Origin of the sequence: Halomicrobium zhouii (genome assembly GCF_900114435.1) — an archaeon.
GTDB lineage: Archaea > Halobacteriota > Halobacteria > Halobacteriales > Haloarculaceae > Halomicrobium > Halomicrobium zhouii.
Genome location: NZ_FOZK01000002.1, coordinates 1,238,332 through 1,259,806, shown reverse-complemented (window position 1 = coordinate 1,259,806; position 21,475 = coordinate 1,238,332). Strand labels below are relative to the sequence as shown.

General features: G+C 67.5%; 22 protein-coding genes. 11 read left to right on the top strand and 11 right to left on the bottom strand.

Annotated elements, in window-relative coordinates:
• Nucleotides 1-92: 92 nt before the first annotated feature.
• The 3 genes from BM337_RS13395 to BM337_RS13385 all read right to left on the bottom strand — a co-directional run bounded on the left by BM337_RS13395 (nt 93) and on the right by BM337_RS13385 (nt 2,572).
• Complete coding sequence (locus BM337_RS13395) at nt 93-605, bottom strand: GNAT family N-acetyltransferase (protein ID WP_177227487.1); 513 nt, start codon at nt 603-605, stop codon at nt 93-95.
• The gene (locus BM337_RS13390) at nt 602-1,870 is read right to left on the bottom strand and encodes a serine hydroxymethyltransferase (protein ID WP_089817090.1); all 1,269 of its coding nucleotides are present in this window, start codon (nt 1,868-1,870) and stop codon (nt 602-604) included. Before BM337_RS13390 ends, BM337_RS13395 begins: the two co-directional genes overlap by 4 nt.
• Before the next feature lie 78 nt (nt 1,871-1,948).
• Nucleotides 1,949-2,572, bottom strand: coding sequence for an NUDIX hydrolase (locus BM337_RS13385; protein WP_089817089.1), 624 nt, complete (start codon nt 2,570-2,572; stop codon nt 1,949-1,951).
• Nucleotides 2,573-2,702: 130 nt separating this feature from the next.
• Here BM337_RS13385 and BM337_RS13380 point away from each other — a divergent pair, with 130 nt between their 5' ends.
• From BM337_RS13380 to BM337_RS13360, 5 genes are all read left to right on the top strand, one after another.
• Nucleotides 2,703-3,458: an HFX_2341 family transcriptional regulator domain-containing protein gene (locus BM337_RS13380; protein ID WP_089817088.1), complete on the top strand. Its 756-nt coding sequence runs from the start codon at nt 2,703-2,705 to the stop codon at nt 3,456-3,458.
• 55 nt (nt 3,459-3,513) lie between these two features.
• The gene (locus BM337_RS13375) at nt 3,514-5,196 is read left to right on the top strand and encodes an acyl-CoA mutase large subunit family protein (protein WP_089817087.1); all 1,683 of its coding nucleotides are present in this window, start codon (nt 3,514-3,516) and stop codon (nt 5,194-5,196) included.
• Complete coding sequence (gene mce / locus BM337_RS13370) at nt 5,193-5,582, top strand: methylmalonyl-CoA epimerase (protein ID WP_089817086.1); 390 nt, start codon at nt 5,193-5,195, stop codon at nt 5,580-5,582. Before BM337_RS13375 ends, mce begins: the two co-directional genes overlap by 4 nt.
• Nucleotides 5,583-5,669: 87 nt before the next feature.
• Nucleotides 5,670-6,380, top strand: coding sequence for an SDR family NAD(P)-dependent oxidoreductase (locus BM337_RS13365; RefSeq protein ID WP_089817085.1), 711 nt, complete (start codon nt 5,670-5,672; stop codon nt 6,378-6,380).
• 102 nt (nt 6,381-6,482) lie between these two features.
• On the top strand, nt 6,483-7,451 hold the full coding sequence (locus BM337_RS13360; protein ID WP_089817084.1) for a nucleotidyltransferase family protein: 969 nt from the start codon (nt 6,483-6,485) through the stop codon (nt 7,449-7,451).
• Nucleotides 7,452-7,472: 21 nt separating this feature from the next.
• Here BM337_RS13360 and merB read toward each other — a convergent pair whose 3' ends face one another.
• Nucleotides 7,473-8,087 (bottom strand): organomercurial lyase, encoded by a 615-nt coding sequence (merB, locus tag BM337_RS13355; RefSeq protein WP_089817083.1) that lies wholly within the window; start codon nt 8,085-8,087, stop codon nt 7,473-7,475.
• A gap of 34 nt (nt 8,088-8,121) precedes the next feature.
• On the opposite strand from merB, the gene BM337_RS13350 reads away from it, so the two are divergent.
• On the top strand, nt 8,122-8,505 hold the full coding sequence (locus BM337_RS13350) for a winged helix-turn-helix transcriptional regulator (RefSeq protein ID WP_245778664.1): 384 nt from the start codon (nt 8,122-8,124) through the stop codon (nt 8,503-8,505).
• A 9-nt stretch (nt 8,506-8,514) separates the two neighbouring features.
• Here the strand turns inward: BM337_RS13350 and BM337_RS13345 are convergent, their stop codons facing one another.
• The 4 genes from BM337_RS13345 to BM337_RS13330 all read right to left on the bottom strand — a co-directional run bounded on the left by BM337_RS13345 (nt 8,515) and on the right by BM337_RS13330 (nt 12,234).
• Complete coding sequence (locus BM337_RS13345) at nt 8,515-9,231, bottom strand: diphthine--ammonia ligase (RefSeq protein WP_089817082.1); 717 nt, start codon at nt 9,229-9,231, stop codon at nt 8,515-8,517.
• Between the two features lie 46 nt (nt 9,232-9,277).
• Nucleotides 9,278-10,408 carry a DUF373 family protein gene (locus tag BM337_RS13340; protein ID WP_089817081.1) on the bottom strand — a complete coding sequence of 377 codons (1,131 nt, stop codon included), beginning with the start codon at nt 10,406-10,408 and terminating at the stop codon, nt 9,278-9,280.
• Between the two features lie 93 nt (nt 10,409-10,501).
• Complete coding sequence (gene sppA / locus BM337_RS13335; protein WP_089817080.1) at nt 10,502-11,500, bottom strand: signal peptide peptidase SppA; 999 nt, start codon at nt 11,498-11,500, stop codon at nt 10,502-10,504.
• Nucleotides 11,497-12,234, bottom strand: a complete 738-nt coding sequence (locus BM337_RS13330; protein WP_089817079.1) for a proteasome assembly chaperone family protein — start codon at nt 12,232-12,234, stop codon at nt 11,497-11,499. The genes sppA and BM337_RS13330 overlap by 4 nt, the downstream gene beginning before the upstream one ends.
• A 133-nt stretch (nt 12,235-12,367) precedes the next feature.
• Between BM337_RS13330 and BM337_RS13325 the strand changes: the two genes are divergently transcribed.
• From BM337_RS13325 to BM337_RS13310, 4 genes are all read left to right on the top strand, one after another.
• Nucleotides 12,368-13,336 (top strand): RsmB/NOP family class I SAM-dependent RNA methyltransferase, encoded by a 969-nt coding sequence (locus BM337_RS13325; protein ID WP_089817078.1) that lies wholly within the window; start codon nt 12,368-12,370, stop codon nt 13,334-13,336.
• Nucleotides 13,333-13,842: a DUF7122 family protein gene (locus BM337_RS13320; RefSeq protein ID WP_089817077.1), complete on the top strand. Its 510-nt coding sequence runs from the start codon at nt 13,333-13,335 to the stop codon at nt 13,840-13,842. Before BM337_RS13325 ends, BM337_RS13320 begins: the two co-directional genes overlap by 4 nt.
• Nucleotides 13,843-13,979: 137 nt before the next feature.
• Complete coding sequence (locus BM337_RS13315) at nt 13,980-14,402, top strand: CBS domain-containing protein (protein WP_089817076.1); 423 nt, start codon at nt 13,980-13,982, stop codon at nt 14,400-14,402.
• 103 nt (nt 14,403-14,505) lie between these two features.
• Nucleotides 14,506-15,945, top strand: coding sequence for an FAD-dependent oxidoreductase (locus tag BM337_RS13310; RefSeq protein WP_089817075.1), 1,440 nt, complete (start codon nt 14,506-14,508; stop codon nt 15,943-15,945).
• 48 nt (nt 15,946-15,993) lie between these two features.
• Here BM337_RS13310 and BM337_RS13305 read toward each other — a convergent pair whose 3' ends face one another.
• Entirely contained in the window at nt 15,994-17,916 is a 1,923-nt protein-coding gene (locus tag BM337_RS13305; RefSeq protein WP_089817074.1) for a beta-CASP ribonuclease aCPSF1, read from the bottom strand.
• 318 nt (nt 17,917-18,234) lie between these two features.
• Nucleotides 18,235-19,005: an SDR family NAD(P)-dependent oxidoreductase gene (locus tag BM337_RS13300; RefSeq protein WP_089817073.1), complete on the bottom strand. Its 771-nt coding sequence runs from the start codon at nt 19,003-19,005 to the stop codon at nt 18,235-18,237.
• A gap of 307 nt (nt 19,006-19,312) precedes the next feature.
• Here BM337_RS13300 and BM337_RS13295 point away from each other — a divergent pair, with 307 nt between their 5' ends.
• Nucleotides 19,313-20,656 (top strand): RNase J family beta-CASP ribonuclease, encoded by a 1,344-nt coding sequence (locus BM337_RS13295; protein ID WP_089817072.1) that lies wholly within the window; start codon nt 19,313-19,315, stop codon nt 20,654-20,656.
• Nucleotides 20,657-20,696: 40 nt separating this feature from the next.
• On the opposite strand, the gene BM337_RS13290 is transcribed toward BM337_RS13295, so the two are convergent.
• A complete protein-coding gene (locus tag BM337_RS13290) occupies nt 20,697-21,314 on the bottom strand; it encodes a class I SAM-dependent methyltransferase (protein WP_089817071.1) in 618 nt (205 codons plus the stop codon).
• Nucleotides 21,315-21,475: the final 161 nt, after the last annotated feature.

Here is a 21,475-nt window from a genome sequence, read left to right as displayed (position 1 = left end):
GCTCGCCATCGCTCTCGCGAACACTGACGTTACGACCCACGATAATAATTGTCGAGGTGGAAATTACTGCAAGTAGTTGGAACGCTCCCCAGTCACCCGATCAGTGACTTCCGGTAGACGGCCAGGTCGAACGTCTCGCCGAATCCGTGGAATCGCTCCTCGCCGATGAAGCGGAACCCCAGCGACTCGTAGAACGATCGCGCGGCGGCGTTCCCGGCGCCCGTGTCGAGGACGATCTGGTGGTAGCCGTCGCCGCGAGCGCGGTACTCCAGCTCCTGATACAGCGCCCGTCCGAATCCCCGTCGCTGGTGGTCGGGGTCGACGCGCACCCTCGTGAGTTCGGCGGTCCGGCGGTCGAAGTCGAATCGCTCGGCGAGTGACCACTCGTCGACGTGGTGGTAGGCACCGGTCGCGACGAGCTCGTCGCCGTGGCGACCGACCAGGAACTCCCCGTTCCGGTCGAGGTAGTGGCCAGGGACGTCGTCGAGGTCCGGTTCGGGCACGTCATCGATGTAGTCGCCCGCGCTCCGGAGCGCCGCCTCGTTGAGTTCCCGCACGCGTGGGCCGTCGCCGTCGCGGAACCGGCGGACGTCGAGCGTGGTCACGGGTCGACGACCCGCGCGCCGTCTTCGTACAGCGGGAACTCGCGGCAGAGGTCGGTCACCACGTCGCGGGCGTTCTCCCGGACGCCGGCGTCGTCGGGCGCGTCGAGGAGGTCCGCGACTACCTCGGCCAGTCGACGTGTGGCGTCTTCGCCGAAGCCCCTCGTCGTGACGGCGGGCGTCCCGATGCGGAGGCCGCTACCGACCGTCGGTGAGCGGGGTTCGCCGGGGACGGTCTGCTTGTTACAGACCAGGCCGACGTCGGCGAGGACGTCTTCGGCCGTCGCTCCCGTCAGGTCGGGGTGACTCTCGCGGAAGTCGACGAGCGCGAAGTGGACGTCGGTGCCGCCCGAGACGAGGTCGAACCCGCGTTTCCGGAGGTGGTCGGCCAGGACGGCCGCGTTGTCCAGCACCCGTCGAGCGTACTCGTCGAACCCGGGCTGGAGCGCCTCGTAGAATCCCGCCGCCTTGCCGGCGACGCTGTGCATCAGCGGGCCGCCCTGGCACCCCGGCATCACGGCCCTGTCGATGGCGTCGGCGTACTCCTCGTCGCACATGACCATCCCGCCGCGACCGGACCGGATCGACTTGTGCGTCGAGCAGGTGACGACGTCGGCGACGCCGACGGGCGAGGGGTGGACGCCCGCGGCGACGAGTCCCGTGAGGTGGCCGATGTCGGCGACGTGGTACGCGCCGACCGAGTCGGCGATAGCCTGCATCTGCTCCCAGTCGACCTGCCGGGGATACGCCGAGTAGCCAGAGACGAGCAGGTCCGGCTCGACGTCGCGGGCCTGCGCCTCGATGGCGTCGTAGTCGAGACGGCCCGTCTCCGGGTCGACGCCGTAGTGGTCGACGTCGTAGTGGCGGCCCACGAGGGAGTGTTCGAAGCCGTGGCTGAGGTGCCCGCCGCTCGTGAGGTCTAGCGAGAGGACGGAATCGCCGGCGTCGAGCAGGGCCAGGAACGCCGCCAGATTCGCTTGCGTCCCCGAGTGAGGCTGGACGTTGACGTGGTCCGCACCGAACAGGTCCCGGGCGCGGTCGGCCGCCAGTTCTTCCACCTCGTCGGCGTGTTCGCAGCCGGCGTAGTAGCGTGCGCCGGGCGTCCCTTCGGCGTACTTGTTCGTCAGGACCGACCCCTGGGCCGCCAGCACGGCCTCGCTGGCGTAGTTCTCGCTCGCGACGAGCGAGAGCGTCTCGCGCTGGCGCTCGCGTTCGTCCGTCAGCGCTCGCGCCAGTTCGTCGTCGACCGGTGAGAGGTCAGTCGGCATGTGAGCAACGCCGTCTGGGGGCCTCAAAGCTACTCTCTCAACACAGACGACACAGTCGACGCAGTCAACACAGGGCGATCACTCTCCGTACTCGGCCAGTGGGTCCCCGTCGGTCTCGAAGTCGTCCCAGAACGCCGCCGCGCGATAGGCGTTCTCCGGGTACAGTCGCGCCGGCGGTCTCTCGAACCACGCCGCGCCGTTGAGTTCGCCCGGCTGAATCTCGACGTGTCCGCCGCTGTACTCGGCGTCGAAGAACACCGAGAGCGTGTGCAGTCGTTCCCCGTGGTCGCCGTCGGAGGTGGCGACGCGGTGGCGGATCAGGAACAGATCCGTCAGGTCACAGTCGACGCCGGTCTCCTCGTGGACCTCACGGACCGCCGCCTCCTCGTACGTCTCACAGTCCTCGCGTCCGCCACCAGCGAGCCCCCACCGTTCGCCGCCGCGACCGAGGATCATCAGGACGGCGGCGCCCTCGTTCACCTCGTCGGGCATCGATTCGGTCAGGGCTGCGGCCTGTTCGGGCCGCCTGACGACCCAGGCGTACGCCCCGCCAGTATAGCCATCACGTGAGAGCGCGCGGAGCTGGGGGAACTTCTCGGCGTCGACGATCTCGCGCTCCTCGGTGATGCGGACCTCACCGTACTCGTCGAGAAGCCGGTCCCGCCTGCGCTCGACCGTCTCGCGGTTGACCTCCTCGGGCATCGGATCCACACGGAGTCGCGTCCGTTCGAAGAAGCTGTCGGTCCATCGTCACGCGCCGGTGATCGGTCGCGGGCACTGTGTCGACCGTGTCGACACAACAGTTTTGAGGTCGGCCCGGGAGCATCCCGCCATGGACGTCACCGAGCGCGTGCACCTGATGCCGGTGGGCTACGAGAACGACCGCATCGTCCTCGCCGCCGAGCGGTTCCGGGCCGACCGCGTCGTGTTGCTCGAGTACGACGACGAGACGGACCACCCCTCCTACGCGGAGACTGTTCGCGAGCGTCTGGACCAGCGCGGCGTCGACCACGAGTCGGTGGCCTGCGACGTCTTCGACTTCTACGATTCGATCGGGACAGTGGCGGAACTAGCTACGCGCTTTTCCGACCACGACGTCTACGTCAACCTCGCGTCGGGCAGCAAGGTCACTGCCATCGGCGGGATGATAGCCTGCATGGCCACTGGCGCGACGCCGTACTACGTCCGCGCCGAACGGTACGCCGCCGAGAGCGAGAGCGACACGGCGGAGGGCATCCGGGCGGTCACCGAGCTTCCCACCTATCCGATGGAGAGTCCCGACCCACAGCACGTCGCCGTGATGGACTACGTCGCCCGGGAGGACGGCGCGCGCAAGCGGGACCTGATCACGTACGGCAAGGAGGCCGGGCTGTCGTTCGTCGCGGACCACGACGCCGCCAACCGGAAGAGCGAGTACCGGCTGCTCGACAGCCACGTCCTCGACCCGCTCCGGGAGAACGGCTACGTCACCGTCCGGGAGCGCGGCCGGTCGAAGCTCGTCGAGTTGACCGACGCGGGCGAGAATACGCTCCGGGCGTTCAGGTACCTGCTGGACGACCCGGCCGGCGACCGACGAGCAAAACGCTAGTGAATAATCGTCAAGTTTCGGTAACGGTTAAAGGACTGCGTACGCACCTCACGGTATGTTCGACCCGGAGGAGCTGGACGAGATTCGCTCTGCCAGGGAGGAGTGGGAGGCCGAGCAGGTCCAGCCGACGGTAGACCGGTTCGGGGAGCGCCGCGAGACGTTCGAGACGGACACGAGAGGCCGGGAGGTCGATCGGCTGTATACGCCCAAAGACGTTGCAAACGTGGACTACGAGGACGACCTGGGCTTCCCCGGCGAGGAACCGTACACGCGTGGCGTCTACCCGACGGGGTACCGCGGGCGCCTCTGGACGATGCGCCAGTACGCCGGGATGGGGACCGCCGGGGAGACCAACGAGCGATTCAACTACCTGCTCGACGAGGGCCAGACCGGGCTCTCGATGGCGTTCGACCTGCCGACGCAGATGGGACACGACTCCGACGACGCGCTGGCGGTCGGCGAGGTGGGGAAAACGGGGGTCGCCATCGACTCGCTGCGGGACATGGAGACCGTGTTCGAGGGCATCCCGCTCGACGACGTCTCGACGTCGATGACGATCAACGCGCCGGCGAGCGTCCTGCTGGCGATGTACGTCGCCATCGGCGACCAGCAGGGCGTCCCCCGCGAGGAACTCCGGGGCACCATCCAGAACGACGTGCTCAAGGAGTACATCGCCCGGAACACGTACATCTACCCGCCGGAGCCGTCGATGCGGATCATCACGGACATCTTCGAGTTCTGCGCCGCGGAGGTGCCGAACTTCAACACTATCTCCATCTCGGGCTACCACATCCGCGAGGCCGGGTCGACGGCAGCCCAGGAGATAGCGTTCACCCTCGCCGACGGCATCGAGTACGTCGAGGCGGCCATCGACGCGGGCCTCGACGTCGACGAGTTCGCGCCACAGCTCTCCTTCTTCTTCGCGTCGTACAACAACATCCTGGAGGAAGTGGCGAAGTTCCGGGCCGCCCGCCGCCTGTGGGCCGACCTGATGGACGAGCGCTTCGACGCCGAGGACCCCAAGAGCAAGCAACTCAAGTTTCACACACAGACCGCCGGGTCGACGCTGACCGCCCAGCAGGTCGAGAACAACGTCGTTCGCGTGGCTTACCAGGCGCTGGCGGCGGTCCTCGGGGGGACCCAGAGCCTCCACACCAACGGGAAGGACGAGGCCGTGGGGCTCCCCACCGAGCAGAGTGTCCGGACGGCCCTCCGCACCCAGCAGATCCTCGCCCACGAGTCCGGCGTCGCCGACACCGTCGACCCGCTCGGCGGGAGCTACTACGTCGAGTCGCTCACCGACGACGTGGAGGCCGAGGCCAGAGAGATAATGGCCGAGGTGGACGAGCGCGGCGGGATGACCCAGGCCATCCAGGACCAGTGGGTCCAGCGCCAGATCCAGGACGTCGCCTTCGAGCGCCAGCGCGAACAGGAGGAGGGCGAGCGCATCATCGTCGGCGTCAACGAGTACACCGTCGACGAGGAGGAAGCCGTCGACATCGACGAGGTCGACCAGAGCCAGGAGGAACGCCAGCGCGAGCGGCTCGCGTCGATACGCGAGGAACGGGACGACGAGGCCGTGGAGGCGAAACTCGACGCGCTCCGGGAAGCGGCAGAGAGCGACGAGAACCTCATGCCGTACCTCGTCGATGCCGTCAAGGTGTACGCGACGACGGGCGAGTGCTGTGACGTCCTCCGCGACGTGTTCGGCGAGTACCAGCCGGGGTCGGCCCTATGAGATTCGACCACGCGGGCATCGCGACGGACGACGCGGCCGCCCTCGTCGACCTGTACGGCGGCCTGTTCGACGCGCCGGTCGCCCACGAGGAGACGTTCGGCGAGCTATCGGTGACATTCCTCGACCTCGGGAACGGCTACTTCGAGTTGCTGGAACCAGTCGCGGACGCCGACGGCCCAGTCTCAGCGTACCTCGAACGGAGCGGCCCCGGCATCCACCACGTGGCCCTGGAGACGGACGATATCGAGGCGGCACTGGACGTCGCTCGCGAGGCCGGCGTCGACCGCATCGACGATGAACCGCGCCAGGGCGCCTGGGGCCACGACGTCGCCTTCCTCCACCCCTCTTCGACCGGCGGCGTCCTCGTCGAGTACGTCGAGCACTGACGCCGTCCGCGCCGTCCCCGTCGGGACCATCCGGGACAGCGTGACCGACTACGCAGGTTTTTCGGACCCGAACGCGGAGTACGCCCCATGGTACGTACTGCTGTCGTCGCCGGCGTCGGTCCGGGACTCGGTGAGTCGGTCGCGCGAACGTTCGCGGCGGAGGGGTGCGAGGTCGGGCTGTTCGCCCGCTCATCGGAGTACATCGAGGGTCTCGCGGACGAACTCGGTGAGACTGCGGGGGACGGCCTCGCGGTCCCGACCGACCTCGCCGACCCGAACCAGATCGCCGCGGGCTTCGACCGCGTCAGGGACGCGTTCGGCGCCGTCGACGTGCTCGTTTACAACGCCAGCGCCGCGCCCTGGAAGGGGCTCCGGGCGGTCGGCGACGCGGAGTTCGAGACGGCGCTCGACGTCGGGCCACGCGGCGCTCTCCACTGCTCCCAGGAAGCCGTCGAGGACATGCTCGCGGCGGAGGGCGGGACGATTATCTTCACCGGCGCCACGTCGTCGGTTCGCGGAAAGGACGGCGCCATCGGCTTCTCCGCGGCGAAGTTCGCCGTCCGCGGGATGGCCGAGTCCATGGCTCGCGAACTGGGCCCCGACGGGATTCACGTCGCACACGTCGTCGTCGACGGCCAGATTCTGACGCCCGGCGCGGCGGAACGGGCGGGCGACCGGCCCGAGGAGGCCTTCCTCGACCCGGACGCGATCGCCGAGGAGTACTGGCACCTCGTCGAGCAGGACCGCTCGGCGTGGACGCTGGAACTGGACCTGCGGCCACACGTCGAGGAGTTTTAGCCACCGAAATTCCGCTCGCAATCTGGACTGACCGCCCGCGAGCACCGGAAAGCCGCACCTGCAACGGAAAAGGACTTACATCCGACGCTAGTCGGTGTAGATATGGAAGCTGTCGTCCTCGCCGGGGGGTACGCGACGCGGCTGTGGCCCGTCACGAAGAACCGACCGAAGATGTTGCTTCCGGTCGGCGAATCGACGGTCATCGACCGGATCCTCGGGGAGCTGGAAGCGGACGAGCGTATCGACGAGGTGTACCTGAGCACGAACGAGCGCTTCGCCGAGGACTTCGAGACCCACCTCGCCGAGTCGGCGTTCGAGAAACCGACCATCAGCGTCGAGGACACGACCGAGGAAGACGAGAAGTTCGGCGTCGTCGGCGCGCTCGCCCAGCTCGTCGAGCGCGAGGGCATCGAGGACGAGGACCTCCTCGTCATCGCCGGCGACAACCTCATCAGCTTCGACGTCACGGACTTTCTGGACTTCTTCGAGGAGAAGGGCGCGACCACGCTGGCCGCCTACGACGTCGGATCGCGCGAGAAAGCCAAGTCCTACGGACTGGTCGAACTCGACGGCGACGAGGTGGTCGACTTCCAGGAGAAGCCCGACGAGCCCAACAGCACGCTGGTCTCCATCGCCTGCTACGCCTTCCCCGCCGAGGAAGTCCGGTTCGACGAGTACCTCCAGGGGGGCAACAACCCGGACGAACCCGGCTGGTTCATCCAGTGGCTCGTCGACGACGGCGAGGTCGACGCCTTCACCTTCGACGAGGCCTGGTTCGACATCGGCACACCGGACAGCTACCTCGAGGCCGTCTCGTGGCAGCTCCAGGGCGACAACTTCGTCGCCGACTCGGCGACCATCGAGGATACCACGCTCGGCGACAACGTCCACGTCCTGGACGGCGCCGAAGTCGTCAACTCGAACCTCGACCGGGCAGTCATCTTCCCCGAGACGACCATCCGCGACTGCGACATCCGCGAGTCCATCATCGACCGCGAGACGCGCGTCGAGAGTCTCGACCTCTCGGGCGCGCTCATCGGGGCACACACGCAGATCACGAACGGAGCGTAGCCCCCGGTCTTCTCTCGTCGACTAGTTGGACTCGAACAGTTCTCTCGAAAGCTCGCGAGCGATAGCGACGCCCGTCTCCACCGGGACGCTCGTCGTGGCGGCATCGACGCCGTCCGCCCACCGCTCGTACTCCTCGACCGACGCGAACGCGTGGATGTACGGGCACGTCTCCGTGTATATATCCTCCTGGCGCGATGCCCCCTCTCCACTGGCGTCGCGTGAGACGCCGATCGAGAGGACGGCGGCCGCCGTATCGACGGTCACGCCGTCGTTCTCGACGTCGATGGTGATCGATTCGCCGTCTTCGGGCGTCTTCGACCGGATGGTCCCCGGCTCCCCACGAAGGAACGGGACGGCGAGCGGGTCGAGGACGCAGACGAACGATTCGGTCTCGTCCGCAATCTCGACGCTGTGGTCGCCGTCGTCGACGTAGCAGAGGTCGTCTTCCGTGGGCGGTTCGCCGCGCGTCCGCTCGCTCGCGGCCCGGATGGCCTCGACCCACTCGGCACCGGTGTCGATACGGCCGTCGGCGTCGTGGAGCGCGGCGAGGCGGTCGCCGACGTGAGCCGGGATGGTCAGGGTCGCCAGATCCAGTCGCGGTCCGATGCTATCGCCGTCGAAGCGTTCTGTCGACATGCGCCTTTACTTTGAAATGCGAAGTTATTAAGCTGTGAACTCCGAAGTACCGAAGGAACTCCACGGAGACGAACTCATGAGCCAGATCTGCTGTGACGCCGACGAACCGCCCTGCCACTGCCTCGCGACTGACCTGATCGACGTCCTCGGGCGGAAGTACGCTCTGGACCTCGTCTGCGTCGTCGCGCACCACGAACCGGTCCGGTTCGGACTGCTGGAAGAGCATCTCCCGGACGCCAGCACCTCGACGCTGTCGACCAGGCTCGACGAACTCGAGACGGAGGGACTGCTGACTCGCGAACGGTACGACGAGATTCCGCCACGCGTCGAGTACGAACTCACCGACGACGGGCGCGAACTGGGCGAGCGACTCCGGCCGGTGCTCGACTGGATAGCCGAACGGGAGAGTAATCGGTAGGCTGTTGCGTCAGTCCAGCCAGGCGTCCTCGATTCGGATAGATCCTCGAGTGCCGTCCCACTCCGTCTCGTACTCCAGCCGGATCGGTCGGTCCATGTGCGGCCCGTCGGTCACGAGCGTCTCGAACTCGCCGCCTTCGCCCAGAATGTGGACCCCGTAGTCGTCGTTGAGGGTCTCCAGTTCGTCCAGCGCGTCGGCGTCGAGCGTACGGCCGAGCCAGGACTCGTCCAGTCCGTGGGCCGCGACCTGGATTATCTTGATCTCGAAGCCGGCGTCGAGCATCTCGTCGGCGAGTTCGCGCGGGTCGCGCTGCCAGAGCGGGGCGAACAGTTCGGCGTCGAGGCGGTCGGCCATCCCCTCGATGCGGGAGGTCTGGTACTCGCTCTCGACGGCGCCGGCGGTGAGGCCGGCGACGCCGCCGTCCAGTTCGTCGTCGAGGGCTTCGAGCGCCGCCTCTAGGGGTTCGAGTTCGCTGTCGCCCTGCACGCCGGAGTCGGGGACGTCGTCGGCGCCGAAGTCGTCCGGTTCGACCTCGAGGAGCGGGATTCCGATGCTCTCCGCGGCGAGCGTCGCCAGGTCCGTGGCGGGGACGTGATACATGTACGAGTCGCCCTCTGGATGGACGGTGACGAGTCGCTCGACGGGGAGGTCACGTTCGAGAGCGCGGTAGAGCGCCCACGAGGAGTCCTTGCCGCCGGAGAACAGGCTCACCCACGCGCCGGTCATGAGGAGTGCTTCCGCTTCGACGGATAAATCGATGTGGATTCGGAGTTCAATCTACCAGTTCTTCCTCGATGGTCGTCTGGTTGAAGTACGTCGAGAAGCGGACGCCGACGAGGCTGATGAGGATGCTCGCTAGGATGAACAGCGCGAGGCGGGTCCCCGGTTCCAGCGCGAAGGGCTCGATCTCCACCATCGCGTAGTCGATGCGGCCGACGCGGAACCGCTCGAAGACGCCGCCGCGTTCGAGGAAGTACGCCGAGAAGCCACGGGCCAGCAGGCCGACAGCGACCGCACCGAAGGGGAGGTTGACGTAGGCCGACCGGACACCCTCGCGCTGGATGAGTTCGTCGAGCAGTCGACCGGTCGAGGCGGCCAGCGCGGCCGCGGTGAGCCACGGGACGGCGCTGAACACGAAGTGGTTGACGAGCAGGAACGTGTTCGCGTGGTCGACGTCCGAGACGGCGAGGAAGCCGACGAAGGCGCCGACGAGGGTGAGCCCCACCGCGACGACGTAGGTGACCAGCGACACCTGGCCGGAGTACAGCGCCTCCTGGATTTCGCCGGGGAGCCGCGAGAGGTACTCGTCGATACCGAGCCCCTTGTAGATGAGGAAGCCGCCGACGGCGGCCGTGATGGCGCCGATGGCGAAAGCGGGGTTGTCACCGATGAGCAACAGGATGGGGAACGCGATGAGGGCGACGCCGAGGGGGACCAGCACCGTCTTTCGGAGCTCCTCGTCGGCGAGGAACTGCTTGAGCAGGTAGTACGTCGATTCGAGGTCCCGGGCCTGGCGGACGACGACGCGGTCGACGGCGTCGACGCGGAGGCGGCTCTCGATGATAGGGACGAGTCGCTCGTCCTCGGCGCTGTCGACGACGACGACGGCCGAATCCGGCTCGTACTGCTCGATGAGCTCGTCGGCCTGGCGAGCGACGCTCCGGTCGGCGCTGACGCCGTCGCCGCGGTCGCCGAGCACCGCGACCACCGGGTCGTCGCCGTCGGCTTCGAGGTCGCGGGCCACACGAAGCCCCTCGAGCATCGTGTTGACGCGACTGTCTTCCGGGTCGTCGACGCCGACCTCGGTGACGAGGGATTCGACGGCATCCCGACCGTCGATCGGCAGGGAGGCGTCGGCGGGAAACTCCCCGCCCCGGTCGATACAGACCACCAGCGTTGTCACGGTGAGTGAGAGTGTATCAGAGAATAAAAATCCCCACTACCGTGGTCCGGGTTCGCACCCACTGGAGGGGCGCTGTGGAGTGGCCGACGGCGACTACCGGCGGAAGGTCAGTCCGTCGACGTCGCCGCTGAAGACGCTCGCGACGCCGGCACCCAGGGCGAACGCCACCGACTGGGCGCCGCCGCGGAGCCGTCGCATGATGCCGCGGCTCGGTTCGAACTCCTCGACGGCCACTGGCTCGTCGATCAGTTCCTCGACGTGGGCCTCGACGTCCTCGCGCGTCCCGAGCTCGTCCACGAGGCCGAGTTCGGCCGCCTGGTCGCCGAGGTAGACCCTTGCTTCGGTATCGCGGACGGTCTCTTCGTCGAGTTCGCGACCATCGGCGACGGTCTCGACGAACTGGTCGTAGTAGTCGTCGATGAGCCCCTGGAGGTAGGCCCGCTCGTCGGGTTCGAACTCCTTCAGCGGCGTCCCCGCGTCCTTGTACTCGCCGGCGGCCAGGCGCTCGTAGGAGAGGCCGAGGCGGTCGGCCAGGTCGGCGGCGTTGACTCGCGAACCGATGACGCCGATGGAGCCGACGATGCTCCCCTCGCGGGCCCAGAGTTCGTCACAGCCGGCGGCGATGTCGTAGCCGCCGCTGGCGCAGACGTCCGTAGCGTACGCGATAGTGGGGCCGTCGAATCGCTCGGCGGCGATGCGGATGTCCTCGCTCGGGACGATCTCGCCGCCGGGCGTGTTGAGCTTCACCAGGAGCGCCTGGACGCCGTCGTCCTCGTCGGCGCGTTCGATCTGGTCGACGACCTCGTCGGCCTCAGCTCCGACCGGCGGGCTGGTCAGGCTTCCGCCGCCGTCGCGGGTGATCGGCCCCTCGACGGCGACCTCGGCCGCGTTGTGCGAGGGGAAGATGGAATTCGCGATGTTGCCACCCACGCGGACCGCGACCACGACGAGCCCGATCAGGAGGAGGACGCCGAGCAGTTGCGCCAGGTTCTGGGGGACGACGACGAACACGATCCAGCCGACGATGGCGGCGAGCAGGGCGGCCAGCGCGACGATCACGAGCTGTGCCGCCCGCCGCTGGGCGTCGCTCATTGGTACATCCCGAGCGGTTCGGCGCTCGTGCTCTCGTCGCTGGCCTGCTGCATCTGCTGGGCGAGTTGTGACTTGGCCTCGCTGATCTCCTCGGCCTGTTCGACCAGGCTGTCGGTCTCGACCTCGACGCCGGTCAGCGGTTCGACGCCGTTCAGGAGGATGATCCGCGCCGCCTCGGGGTCGGGGAACTGCCTGTTCGACTCGACGACCAGGCCCACCGAGTCGAGGTCGCGTCGTTCCGCCTCGTAGATGAGCGCGCCGGTCGGTCCCGTCACCGCGCCGTCCTGGCCGGGCGCCTCGATCCCCGCCTCGGCCAGCAAGTCCGCTGCACCGCCCGTCGCGATCCCGGCGAGGTCGGGAACGTCACCCTTCTCCGCGGGGAGACCGCTCAGGTAGATGGGCGTCACGTCGTGGTCCTGGAACCACTCCGTAACGCAGTCGACGAAGTGTTCCGCACTCTTCGGAGAGACGGGGACGTCGCTGCTGAGGACGAGCAGGTCCCGGTCCTCGTCGGCGTAGATCCGGACCGGTGACCGGACGCCGGTCTCCCCTTTCTGGTACACGGCGACGCGGGGCAACCCGTCGCAGTGCACCGACGCGTAGTGCGTCATCTCGAAAGCCGATACCAGGTGGTCCGCGGCTATCTTGCCGACGAGGCCGATGCCCGGCAGCCCCTCGACCAGCATCGGCTCCTCGAGCGCGACGTCGTCTCGGTGGACCGTTACGTGTGCCATGGCGGTGGTTTTGACGCCTGGCGGGGTTAATCTTCGGGGACCACTCGGTAGCACGCGCACGCACGCACGTCGCGGAAACCAACCAGCGGGAAGTTCGAAACCCACAAGCGAGTCCCGGAGAGAGTGAACGCCAATGGAAGTCCTGGACCGCTACGAGTCCATCGTGGACGACTTCGAGGCGTTCACCGCGGCGTGTGAGCGCCCGCTCCCCGCCGCCGTCCGCGTCAACACGATCAAGACGACTGTCGAACGGGCCCGCGCCGCGCTCGACGCCGAGGGCATCGCGTACGACCCCGTCGACTGGTATCCCGGACTGCTGAAACTTCCCGACGACCAGCCCGGGACCAACTGGCCGTACTTCCACGGCTGGATCTACGGCCAGGAGGAGGTCTCCGCCGTCCCGGCAGAGGTGCTGGATCCGGAGCCAGGCGAGCGCGTCTGGGACGCCTGCGCCGCGCCGGGGTCCAAGACTTCGCAACTCGCCGCGCTGATGGACGACGAGGGGGTCGTCGTGGCGACGGACTCGAACCTCGGCCGGCTCTCCGCGCTCCGGTCCAACGCCGAGCGCCTCGGCGTCACGAACGTCGCCGTCACGCACGAAGACGCGCGCAACCACTCGCTCAAGCCCTTCGGCTTCGACGAGTACGACCGCGCACTCGTCGACGTCCCCTGTTCCTGCGAGGGGACGATCAGGAAGAACCCCGACGCGCTGGACGACTGGGAGTACGACCACGTGAAGGGCATCTCGGGCGTCCAGAAGGGCGTCCTCCGGCGGGCCATGCAGGCCACCCGCGCGGGCGGCACCGTCGTCTACTCGACGTGTACGTTCGCGCCCGAGGAGAACGAGGCCGTCCTCGACTACGTACTCGAGGAGGAGCCCTGCCGTCTCATCGACTTCGAGATACCGCTCGACTCCGTGCCGGGGATCACGGAGTGGCCCGGCGGCGAGGACGGGGCTGGCGATGCGGACGTGGCTGGGTCAGACGACTCCGACGACCGCTCCCGCGAGTTCGACCCCAGCGTCGAGAAGGCAAAGCGCATCTACCCCCACCACAACGACACTGGCGGGTTCTTCTGTGCGAAACTGGAGGTAGAGGGATGAGCCGCGAGAGCACCAGATTCGATCGAGTACCGGCCACAGAGGCCGAGCGCGACGACGACGACCCGGAGCAGGTCACGCGCGAGGAGATACTCGACTTCTGGGAGGACCGCTACGGCGTCTCGCCCACCGTCTTCGACGACCACACCTTCTGGGAGCGCGGCGCCGGCAAGATCTGGATCTTCCGCGGGGACGCGCCGTCGCCGGTCGACGTCGAAGGGCTGGGGATGACGTTCCTCCGGACGCGCCAGGAACACTGGAAGCCCACCACGGAGGCGGTCCAGCGGTTCGGCGACCACGCCGACCAGTGCGTCGTCCACCTCGACGAAGACCAGGCGGCGACGTTCGTCGACGGCGAGGACCAGGAGATAGCCGACTGGGACGGCGACTGGGGGTACCTCATCGTCACCCACGACCTGGTCGGCGAGTCCGAGCCGATGGGCGTCGGTCTCTACCTCTACGGCGAACTCCGCTCACAGGTTCCCAAGGGTCGTCAGCGAGCGTTCTGAGGCGACCCGATCGTCTGACGCCGCGGCGTTTCGGTCCCCCGTTCCCGGATACTCCCCACGTTATCGTCACCGTACTGAACAGTTTTGCGACTCGGTGACGAACGGACACCGGGACGCACTCGCCGCCCCAGAGCACCATGACACTCAGATCTATCGCCCGGCCGCTCGACCAGGTCGTCACCGCGTCGCGAGACACCCCGGTACGAGAGATCGCGCGCTACATGGAGGAACAGGCAGTCGGGTCCGTGGTCGTCGTCGACGAGGACGAACCGGTCGGTATCGTGACCGACCGGGACCTGACGCTCTCGGCCATCAACCGCGATATGCCCTTGGACACGCCCGTCAGGAAGGTGATGGAACACGACGTCGTCACCGCCGACGCCGACGCGGGCGTCGCCGAGGCCTGCCGGAAGATGAAGCGCCACAGGGTGCGGCGCCTTCCCGTCGTCGACGACGACGCGCTCGTCGGGTTCGTCTCCGCGGACGACCTGTTGCTGTTGCTGGTGGAGGAACTCGACTGCCTGGCGACGATCGTGCGGTACGAATCACCGCCGCACTGATCTGCGCATCGGTCCGGCGCTCGCGCGCGGCCAGGCCGCCCGCCGCGGGCACCCCCGCAACTGCGTGGTGGCTGCCTAAGTACCTGTCAGTGGTACATCAACTATGGGAACGACGTTCGTCGTCGTCGGCGGCGACGCCGCTGGGCTCAGCGCTGCGGGAAAGGCGAAACGGGACGCGCCGGACACCGACGTCGTCGTGTTCGAGCGGGGAGACTGGGTGTCCTACGGCGCCTGTGGCCTCCCCTACTACGTCGAGGGGCGGATCGCGGCCCTGTCTGACCTGCAGGTACTCGAACCGCGCCGGATAATCGAGGACCGGGGGATCGACCTCCGCCGTCACCACGAGGTGACCGCCGTCGACCCGGACGCCCGGACCGTCACCGTCGACGGCGACGACGGCGAGTACGAGGAGTCCTACGACGTGCTACTGCTCGCGACCGGTGGGACCGCGACGGTCCCGGACGTCCCCGGCGCAGACCTGGCCGGCGTGTTCTCGATCCGCAGCCTCGAGGCCGGTCGCGCGCTCAAACACTACCTCGCACCGCACGACGCGCCGCCGCCGCGGCAGACGCCGACCGACGAAGCAACGGCCTTGCTCGAGCACTTCGAGGACCGTGACCCCCGAACTGTCGGCGTCGTCGGCGCGAACAAGATCGGTATCGAACTCGCGGAGGCGTTCCTCGGCCGCGGCCTGCAGGTCCACCTCTTCGACGAGTCCGCACGCGTCCTCCCCTCGTTCGGGGCCGACGTCGCGGGCACGGTCGAAGAGCGCCTCCGGGAAGGGGGTCTCGAACTCCATCTCGAAACCGCCGTCCAGGGGTTCCCGGGCGAGGACGGGCGCGTCGCCGGCGTGGAGACGGCCGACGGCGTGGTTCCGGTCGACGCGGTGGTCGCCGACGTCGGCGTCGAACCGGCCGTCGAACTCGCCACCGACGCGGGGATCGACCTGGGCCCGACCGGGGCGATCGCGACCGACGAGTACGGACGGACGCAGGATTCCAGGGTGTACGCCGCGGGCGACTGCGCGGAGAAGCGCCACCTGCTCACCGGCGACCCCGTCCACTGGCCCTTCGCGCTCGCGGCCAACCGCGCCGGCCGTGCCGTCGGCCGCACCATCGCCGGTCGACCGACGCCCGTCGGCGGCGTCGTCGGTACGCTCGTGATGAAAGCGATGGGCCTCCAGGTGGCCCGGACCGGCATCGTCGACCACGAAGAGGCCCGTGGCGCAGGATACGACCCCGTCTCGGCCCTCGTTACGACGATCACGCGCGCTCACTACTACCCGGGATGGTCGCGCATGGTCGTCCACGCGACCGCCGACGCCGAGTCCGGCCGGCTGCTCGGGGCCAACATGGTCGGCGAGGAAGGGGCCGCCCACCGCATCAACTCCGTGGCCGCCGCCGTCACGGCCGGTATGACCGTCACCGACGCGGGGATGCTCGACTTCGGGTACGCGCCACCGTTCGGGCCGGTCTGGGACCCGGTGCTGGGCGTCGCGAAGGTGCTCGACGAGAAACTGTCGACCGGTGCGGAGTCCGGCTGAACGAGAGTTCGAGCGAGAGTACCGCCTTCCTCGACTGGGCGACCCCGTTCAGGCCAGGCGGAACGTCTCCAGGTTCTTTGGCGCGACGGTGCGCATGTTGAACTTCTGGTAGAGGGCGGAGGAGAGCTGGTCGGTCGAGGACTCGTCGCCGTGGACACAGAGGATGCGCTCGGGACGGGGGTTCATCGTCTCGACGAAGCTCTCCAGGCCCGCGCGGTCGGCGTGGCCGGAGAAGCCGTCGACCGTCTCGACGCCCATGTTCAGGGCGACGCGCTCGGCACCGTTGCCGGCAGTGTCGTTCATCGAGATTTCGTCGCGGCCCTGCTGGATCTGACGACCGAGCGTCCCCTCGGCCTGATAACCGACGAACGTCAGCGTGCTGTTCGGGTCGCCACCGAGGAGGCGGAGCCAGGACATGATGGGGCCGCCGGTGATCATCCCCGACGTCGTCAGGATGATGGCGGGCTCGCCGTCGACGACGTCGCGGCGCATTTCGTCGCCGCCGTCGACCTGCTGGAACTGGTCGGCGAGGAACGGGTTGTCGTCCTCGTAGAGGATCCGGTCGCGCAGGCGCTCTCGGAGGTGTTCCGGGTACGCCGCGTGGATGGCGGTCGCCTCGCGGATCATCCCGTCGAGGTACACCGGCATCGTCGGGATGCGGCCCTCGCGCATCGCCTCTTCGAGCACGAGCATGAGTTCCTGGGAGCGACCGACGGCGAAGGCGGGAATGAGGACCTTGCCGTCCTGCTCGTGGACCTCGTTGATGACCGCCTCCAGGTTCCGCTCGGAGTCCGCCTGGTCGGTCTGGTAGTCGTTGCGGCCGCCGTAGGTGGATTCGAGGACGAGCGTCTCGACGCGCGGGAAGTCGTTGACCGCACCGTCGAGGAGGCGGGTGTCCTCGTAGTGGATGTCGCCGGAGAAGGCGACGTTGTAGTGGCCCTCGCCGACGTGGAAGTGACAGACGGCGGAGCCGAGGATGTGGCCGGCGTTGTGCATCGTCAGCTTCACGTCCGGGGCGATGTCGGTGACGTTGCCGTACTCCACCGGGATGGTGTGTTTGAGCGTCTCGCGGACCATCTGGCTCTCGTAGGGCGGAGTGCGGCCCTCCTTCGAGGCGACGTCGAGGTAGTCGAGCTGGAGCAGGCCCATCAGGTCCCGGGTCGGTTCGGTCGTGTAGATGGGACCGTCGTAGCCGTACTTGAACAGGATGGGCAGCAGCGCGGAGTGGTCGAGGTGGGCGTGGGTGAGCACGACCGCGTCGATGGACTGCGGGCCGGCGGCGAGCGCCTCGGGCGCCTGGAGGTACGGCACCTCGCCCTCGGCGCCGGGCTTGTCGCCGCAGTCGATGAGGATGCGCGTCTCGGGCGTCGAGAGGATGAAGGCAGCACGACCGACCTCGCGGCAGCACCCGAGCGTCGTGATTCGGACCCAGTCCTCCTCGCTCGTGGTGGGACGATGGATCTGGCGGCCGACCCGCTCCAGGATCTCCCGTCGATCCTGGCGCTCCTGCTTGAGGAAGTTACGGACGTTCGAGACGGTGGAGGACTCGATGGGCGGCGTCCGGACGACCTCGGGGGTCCAGCCGACCGCCGTCCGGATCTCGTCGAGCGTGTTTCCCCGGCGGCCGATGACCAGTCCTGGCTTCTCGGCCTCGATGAGCACTTCCCCGGTGTCGGAGTCGAAGTCGATGGACTGGACGCCGGCGTCGTCGGGAATTATCTCCCGGATCTCCGGTGTCGCTTTATCCTGGGGCACCAGTGCGTCCGGCGTCGGGCGGACGGTGATCCGCTTCTGGAACGTCTGGGCGAGGTTGGGGACCAGTCGGTCCCGTGCCGCGAAGGCCTTGACGTCCGGCGTGTAGATCACCAGTTCCGCCCCCTCGAACTGGACGCGCGAGATGGTGATGTCGTCCGGCGTCTCCGCCTCTACCTGTTCGTGGATGTCGTCGAGTGCTTCGTCTGCTGTCGTCATCGGTCGTGTATTGGCATGGTCGGTCGATCTCGCGAGAACCGTCGAAAAACCCGATAGCTCTCGGGCACGTTACATAGACTCAGCGTGAGGGCAGTTATGAACCTTTCCTCTCGAACGCGGCGGAGGCCGATTTCAGTGGCGATCGGGATTCCGCGATAGGACCGTCTTCGGACGACAAACCGGCTCCTCGAGTGGTCGGACAGGCTCGTCGAGTGGCCAGACCAGCTCATAGTGCTGGTTGTAAGCCCTTGCTGACGTTCGACGTGGTCGGTGCCGGCGAACGCCGGTACAAAGTTACAACCACTACCGCCACCACTATCAGACCGAACTCGGGTTGAAGCCGCCGTCGACGGTGACGACTTCGCCGGTCGTGAACGAGGCGGCGTCGCTGGCGAGGTAGACCGCGAGCCCGCTGACCTCGTCCGGCGTGGCGACGCGCTCCATCGGCGTCCGCTCGTCGACGTGCGCGCGGAACTCGGCGTCGTCGTCGAGTTTCGGGCCGGCCATCTCCGTCTTGATGAACCCCGGCGCGATGGCGTTGACGCGGATGTCCGGGGCCAGGTCGGCGGCCGTCGCGCGAGTGATGCCGTTGACGCCGCTCTTGGCGGCGCAGTAGGCGACGCGCTCCTCGCGGGCCTGGTCGGCCGACATCGAGGAGATGTTGATGATACTCCCGTCGGACATCTCCCGGGCGAAGATCTGGGTCGCCCGAAACACGCCGGAGAGGCAGACGTCGATGTCCGTCTCCCACTGCTCGTCGGTCATCTCGGTGATGGAGGCCTGGGCGACGACGCCGGCGGAGTTCACGAGGATATCGATCTCGCCGAGCGCGTCCTCGGCCTCCCGCTGGAGGGTCTCGATGGACTCGCGGTCCCGGACGTCACAGGTGACTGCCGTCGTCTCCGCACCCAGGTCGCGCAGCTCCGCGGCGGCTTCGGCGACGGCGTCTTCCGATCGGCTCGTCGAGACGACGTCGGCGCCGTCACGCGCGAACGCGAGCGCGATAGCGCGACCGATGCCGCGCGTCCCGCCGATGACTACCGCGTTCTTCCCCTCGACCGTCACTTCACAGTCGTTCGTGGCTGTCATGGAAATCGTTCGCTCGGACTCTCGAAGCACGTCGTAATGCCTCTGGCGATGTGTCGAGGTCGGGGGGTACCGTCCCGGGACCTCGCGCGAACGAACGTCACGATCCACGGAGTGTTCGTTCCACGGGGTATTTACGTCAGCGCGTCCGACTCTTCGCTAACCGAAACACGTGCTGTCCCCGGGCAGGGGTGGATCGGCGACGCGCCGACGCGAACGCCGGCGTCTCGCTCGATTCACTTCGTCCCTGCTCTCCGGCTTCCGGCGGATTCCTCACCGAGTTCTGGGATCGCCCTGATCGGACCTAGCTATGGAAATCGAAATCGCAACTATCGGCGGCTACGAGGAAGTCGGTCGCCAGATGACCGCAGTCCGTGCCGGAGACGACGTCGTCGTCTTCGACATGGGGCTCAATCTCTCGAAGGTACTGATTCACGACAACCTCCGCGTCGAGGGGATGCACTCGCTCGACCTCATCGACATGGGGGCGATCCCGGACGACCGCGTCATGTCCGAACTCGACGGCACGGTGAAGGCGATCGTGCCGACACACGGCCACCTGGACCACATCGGCGCCATCTCGAAACTGGCCCACCGCTACGACGCGCCCATCGTCGCGACGCCGTTCACGCTCGCGCTCGTCGAGGAAGAGATAGACGACGAGAACAAGTTCCACGTCCAGAACGACCTCGTCGAGATGGAAGCCGGCGAGACGATGTCGATCGGCGAACGCTGCGAACTGGAGTTCGTCAACGTCACGCACTCGATCATCGACGCGATCAACCCGGTGCTCCACACGCCCGAAGGCGCCGTCGTCTACGGCCTGGACAAGCGTATGGACCACACGCCGGTCATCGGCGACCCCATCGACATGAAGCGCTTCCGCGAAATCGGTCGCGAGGGCGAGGGCGTCCTCTGTTACATCGAGGACTGTACCAACGCGAACAGGAAAGGTCGCACGCCCTCCGAGGCCGTCGCCCGGGAGCAACTCCACGACGTGATGCGGAGCCTGGAGGACTACGACGGCGGCATCGTCGCCACGACCTTCTCCTCGCACATCGCCCGCGTCTCCTCGCTCGTCGAGTTCGCCGACGAGATCGGGCGCGAACCGGTCCTGCTCGGCCGGTCGATGGAGCAGTACTCCGGGACCGCGGACCGCATCGGCGCCGTCGACCTGCCCGACGACCTCGGGATGTACGGCCACCGGAAGTCCGTCGACCGGGCCTTCGAGCGCATCATGAGCGAGGGGAAGGAGAACTTCCTCCCCGTCGTCACGGGCCACCAGGGCGAACCCCGCGCGATGCTCACCCGGATGGGCCGGGGCGAGACGACGTACGAACTCGACGAGGGCGACAAGGTCGTCTTCTCGGCGGGCGTCATCCCCGAGCCGACCAACGAGGGCCAGCGCTACCAGTCCGAGACACTCCTGCGGATGCAGGGGGCCCGCATCTACGACGACGTTCACGTCTCGGGCCACCTGCGCCAGGAGGGCCACTACGAGATGCTCGACGCACTCCAGCCCCAGCACGTCATCCCGGCCCACCAGGACATGAAAGGGTTCTCGGGCTACGTCGACCTGGCCAGCAGCCAGGGCTACGAACTCGGTCGTGACCTCCACGTGACCCAGAACGGCAACACCATCCAGATCGTCTGATTCCGGCGGTGAAAACTGTCAGTTGGCAGCCCGCTGCGGGTCAGACCACGCGGAACACGCGAATCGTGTCCCGTGCGGTCGGCTCGCGAATGAGCTGGGCGAACCCGCGCCCGGAGAAGACGTCCTTCCAGTCGCGGTGGAACAGCGGGAACTCGTCGTTCACGTAACTCACGTCGGCGTCGTCGCGGCCCCGGTTCGGGCTGTTACCCTCGTTCTCCGCGGTGATCAACAGGTCCGTCGTGAGGCGGGCGAACTCGTCGAACACCCAGGCGTCGTCGGGATGGACGTGCTGGAGCGTCTCGACGGTGTAGACGACGTCGAAGGCGTCCTCGTCGAACTCGGGCAGGAGGTCTTCGAGCGCGCCGGTGTGGAAGCTCCCGGTCTCGGCAAGCCCCGGGTAGTGGTCGGCCATCACGTCGAAGGAGTCGTCGTTGATGTCGACCCCGGAGAGATTCTCGAACCCGTGGTCTCGCAGGTGTGCGAGGTGGCGCCCGGAGCCACAGCCGACCTCGAGGATCGCGGCGTCGTCGCCGACGTAGTGACCGAGCACGTCGGCGAGCGTCTCGCTCACCTCGTTCTGTCCGATTTCGGCGTAGTACGCCGGCGAGAACTGTCCCGACCGTTCGGCCCAGTCCTCGCGGACGTCGTCCGGCTGCATACACGCCGACAGGGACCTGGGGAGTTTATACTCCGCGGAATTCGACGCGGGTGGACCGGGATCGGTCGTCGAGGAGATTCGCTGGATACCACGAAAGCGTACGTATCGACCTGTAAACTCCCTGTAACGGCCCGAGCCCCAGTTCTTATTTACCTGTATAG

Coding starts and splice junctions, on each gene's coding strand:
- BM337_RS13390 (WP_089817090.1), bottom strand. CDS start 1,870: ATGCCGACTGACCTCTCACCGGTCGACGACGAACTGGCGCGAGCGCTG.
- BM337_RS13385 (WP_089817089.1), bottom strand. CDS start 2,572: ATGCCCGAGGAGGTCAACCGCGAGACGGTCGAGCGCAGGCGGGACCGG.
- BM337_RS13380 (WP_089817088.1), top strand. CDS start 2,703: ATGGACGTCACCGAGCGCGTGCACCTGATGCCGGTGGGCTACGAGAAC.
- BM337_RS13375 (WP_089817087.1), top strand. CDS start 3,514: ATGTTCGACCCGGAGGAGCTGGACGAGATTCGCTCTGCCAGGGAGGAG.
- mce (WP_089817086.1), top strand. CDS start 5,193: ATGAGATTCGACCACGCGGGCATCGCGACGGACGACGCGGCCGCCCTC.
- BM337_RS13365 (WP_089817085.1), top strand. CDS start 5,670: ATGGTACGTACTGCTGTCGTCGCCGGCGTCGGTCCGGGACTCGGTGAG.
- BM337_RS13360 (WP_089817084.1), top strand. CDS start 6,483: ATGGAAGCTGTCGTCCTCGCCGGGGGGTACGCGACGCGGCTGTGGCCC.
- merB (WP_089817083.1), bottom strand. CDS start 8,087: ATGTCGACAGAACGCTTCGACGGCGATAGCATCGGACCGCGACTGGAT.
- BM337_RS13345 (WP_089817082.1), bottom strand. CDS start 9,231: ATGACCGGCGCGTGGGTGAGCCTGTTCTCCGGCGGCAAGGACTCCTCG.
- sppA (WP_089817080.1), bottom strand. CDS start 11,500: ATGAGCGACGCCCAGCGGCGGGCGGCACAGCTCGTGATCGTCGCGCTG.
- BM337_RS13330 (WP_089817079.1), bottom strand. CDS start 12,234: ATGGCACACGTAACGGTCCACCGAGACGACGTCGCGCTCGAGGAGCCG.
- BM337_RS13325 (WP_089817078.1), top strand. CDS start 12,368: ATGGAAGTCCTGGACCGCTACGAGTCCATCGTGGACGACTTCGAGGCG.
- BM337_RS13320 (WP_089817077.1), top strand. CDS start 13,333: ATGAGCCGCGAGAGCACCAGATTCGATCGAGTACCGGCCACAGAGGCC.
- BM337_RS13315 (WP_089817076.1), top strand. CDS start 13,980: ATGACACTCAGATCTATCGCCCGGCCGCTCGACCAGGTCGTCACCGCG.
- BM337_RS13310 (WP_089817075.1), top strand. CDS start 14,506: ATGGGAACGACGTTCGTCGTCGTCGGCGGCGACGCCGCTGGGCTCAGC.
- BM337_RS13305 (WP_089817074.1), bottom strand. CDS start 17,916: ATGACGACAGCAGACGAAGCACTCGACGACATCCACGAACAGGTAGAG.
- BM337_RS13300 (WP_089817073.1), bottom strand. CDS start 19,005: ATGACAGCCACGAACGACTGTGAAGTGACGGTCGAGGGGAAGAACGCG.
- BM337_RS13295 (WP_089817072.1), top strand. CDS start 19,313: ATGGAAATCGAAATCGCAACTATCGGCGGCTACGAGGAAGTCGGTCGC.
- BM337_RS13290 (WP_089817071.1), bottom strand. CDS start 21,314: ATGCAGCCGGACGACGTCCGCGAGGACTGGGCCGAACGGTCGGGACAG.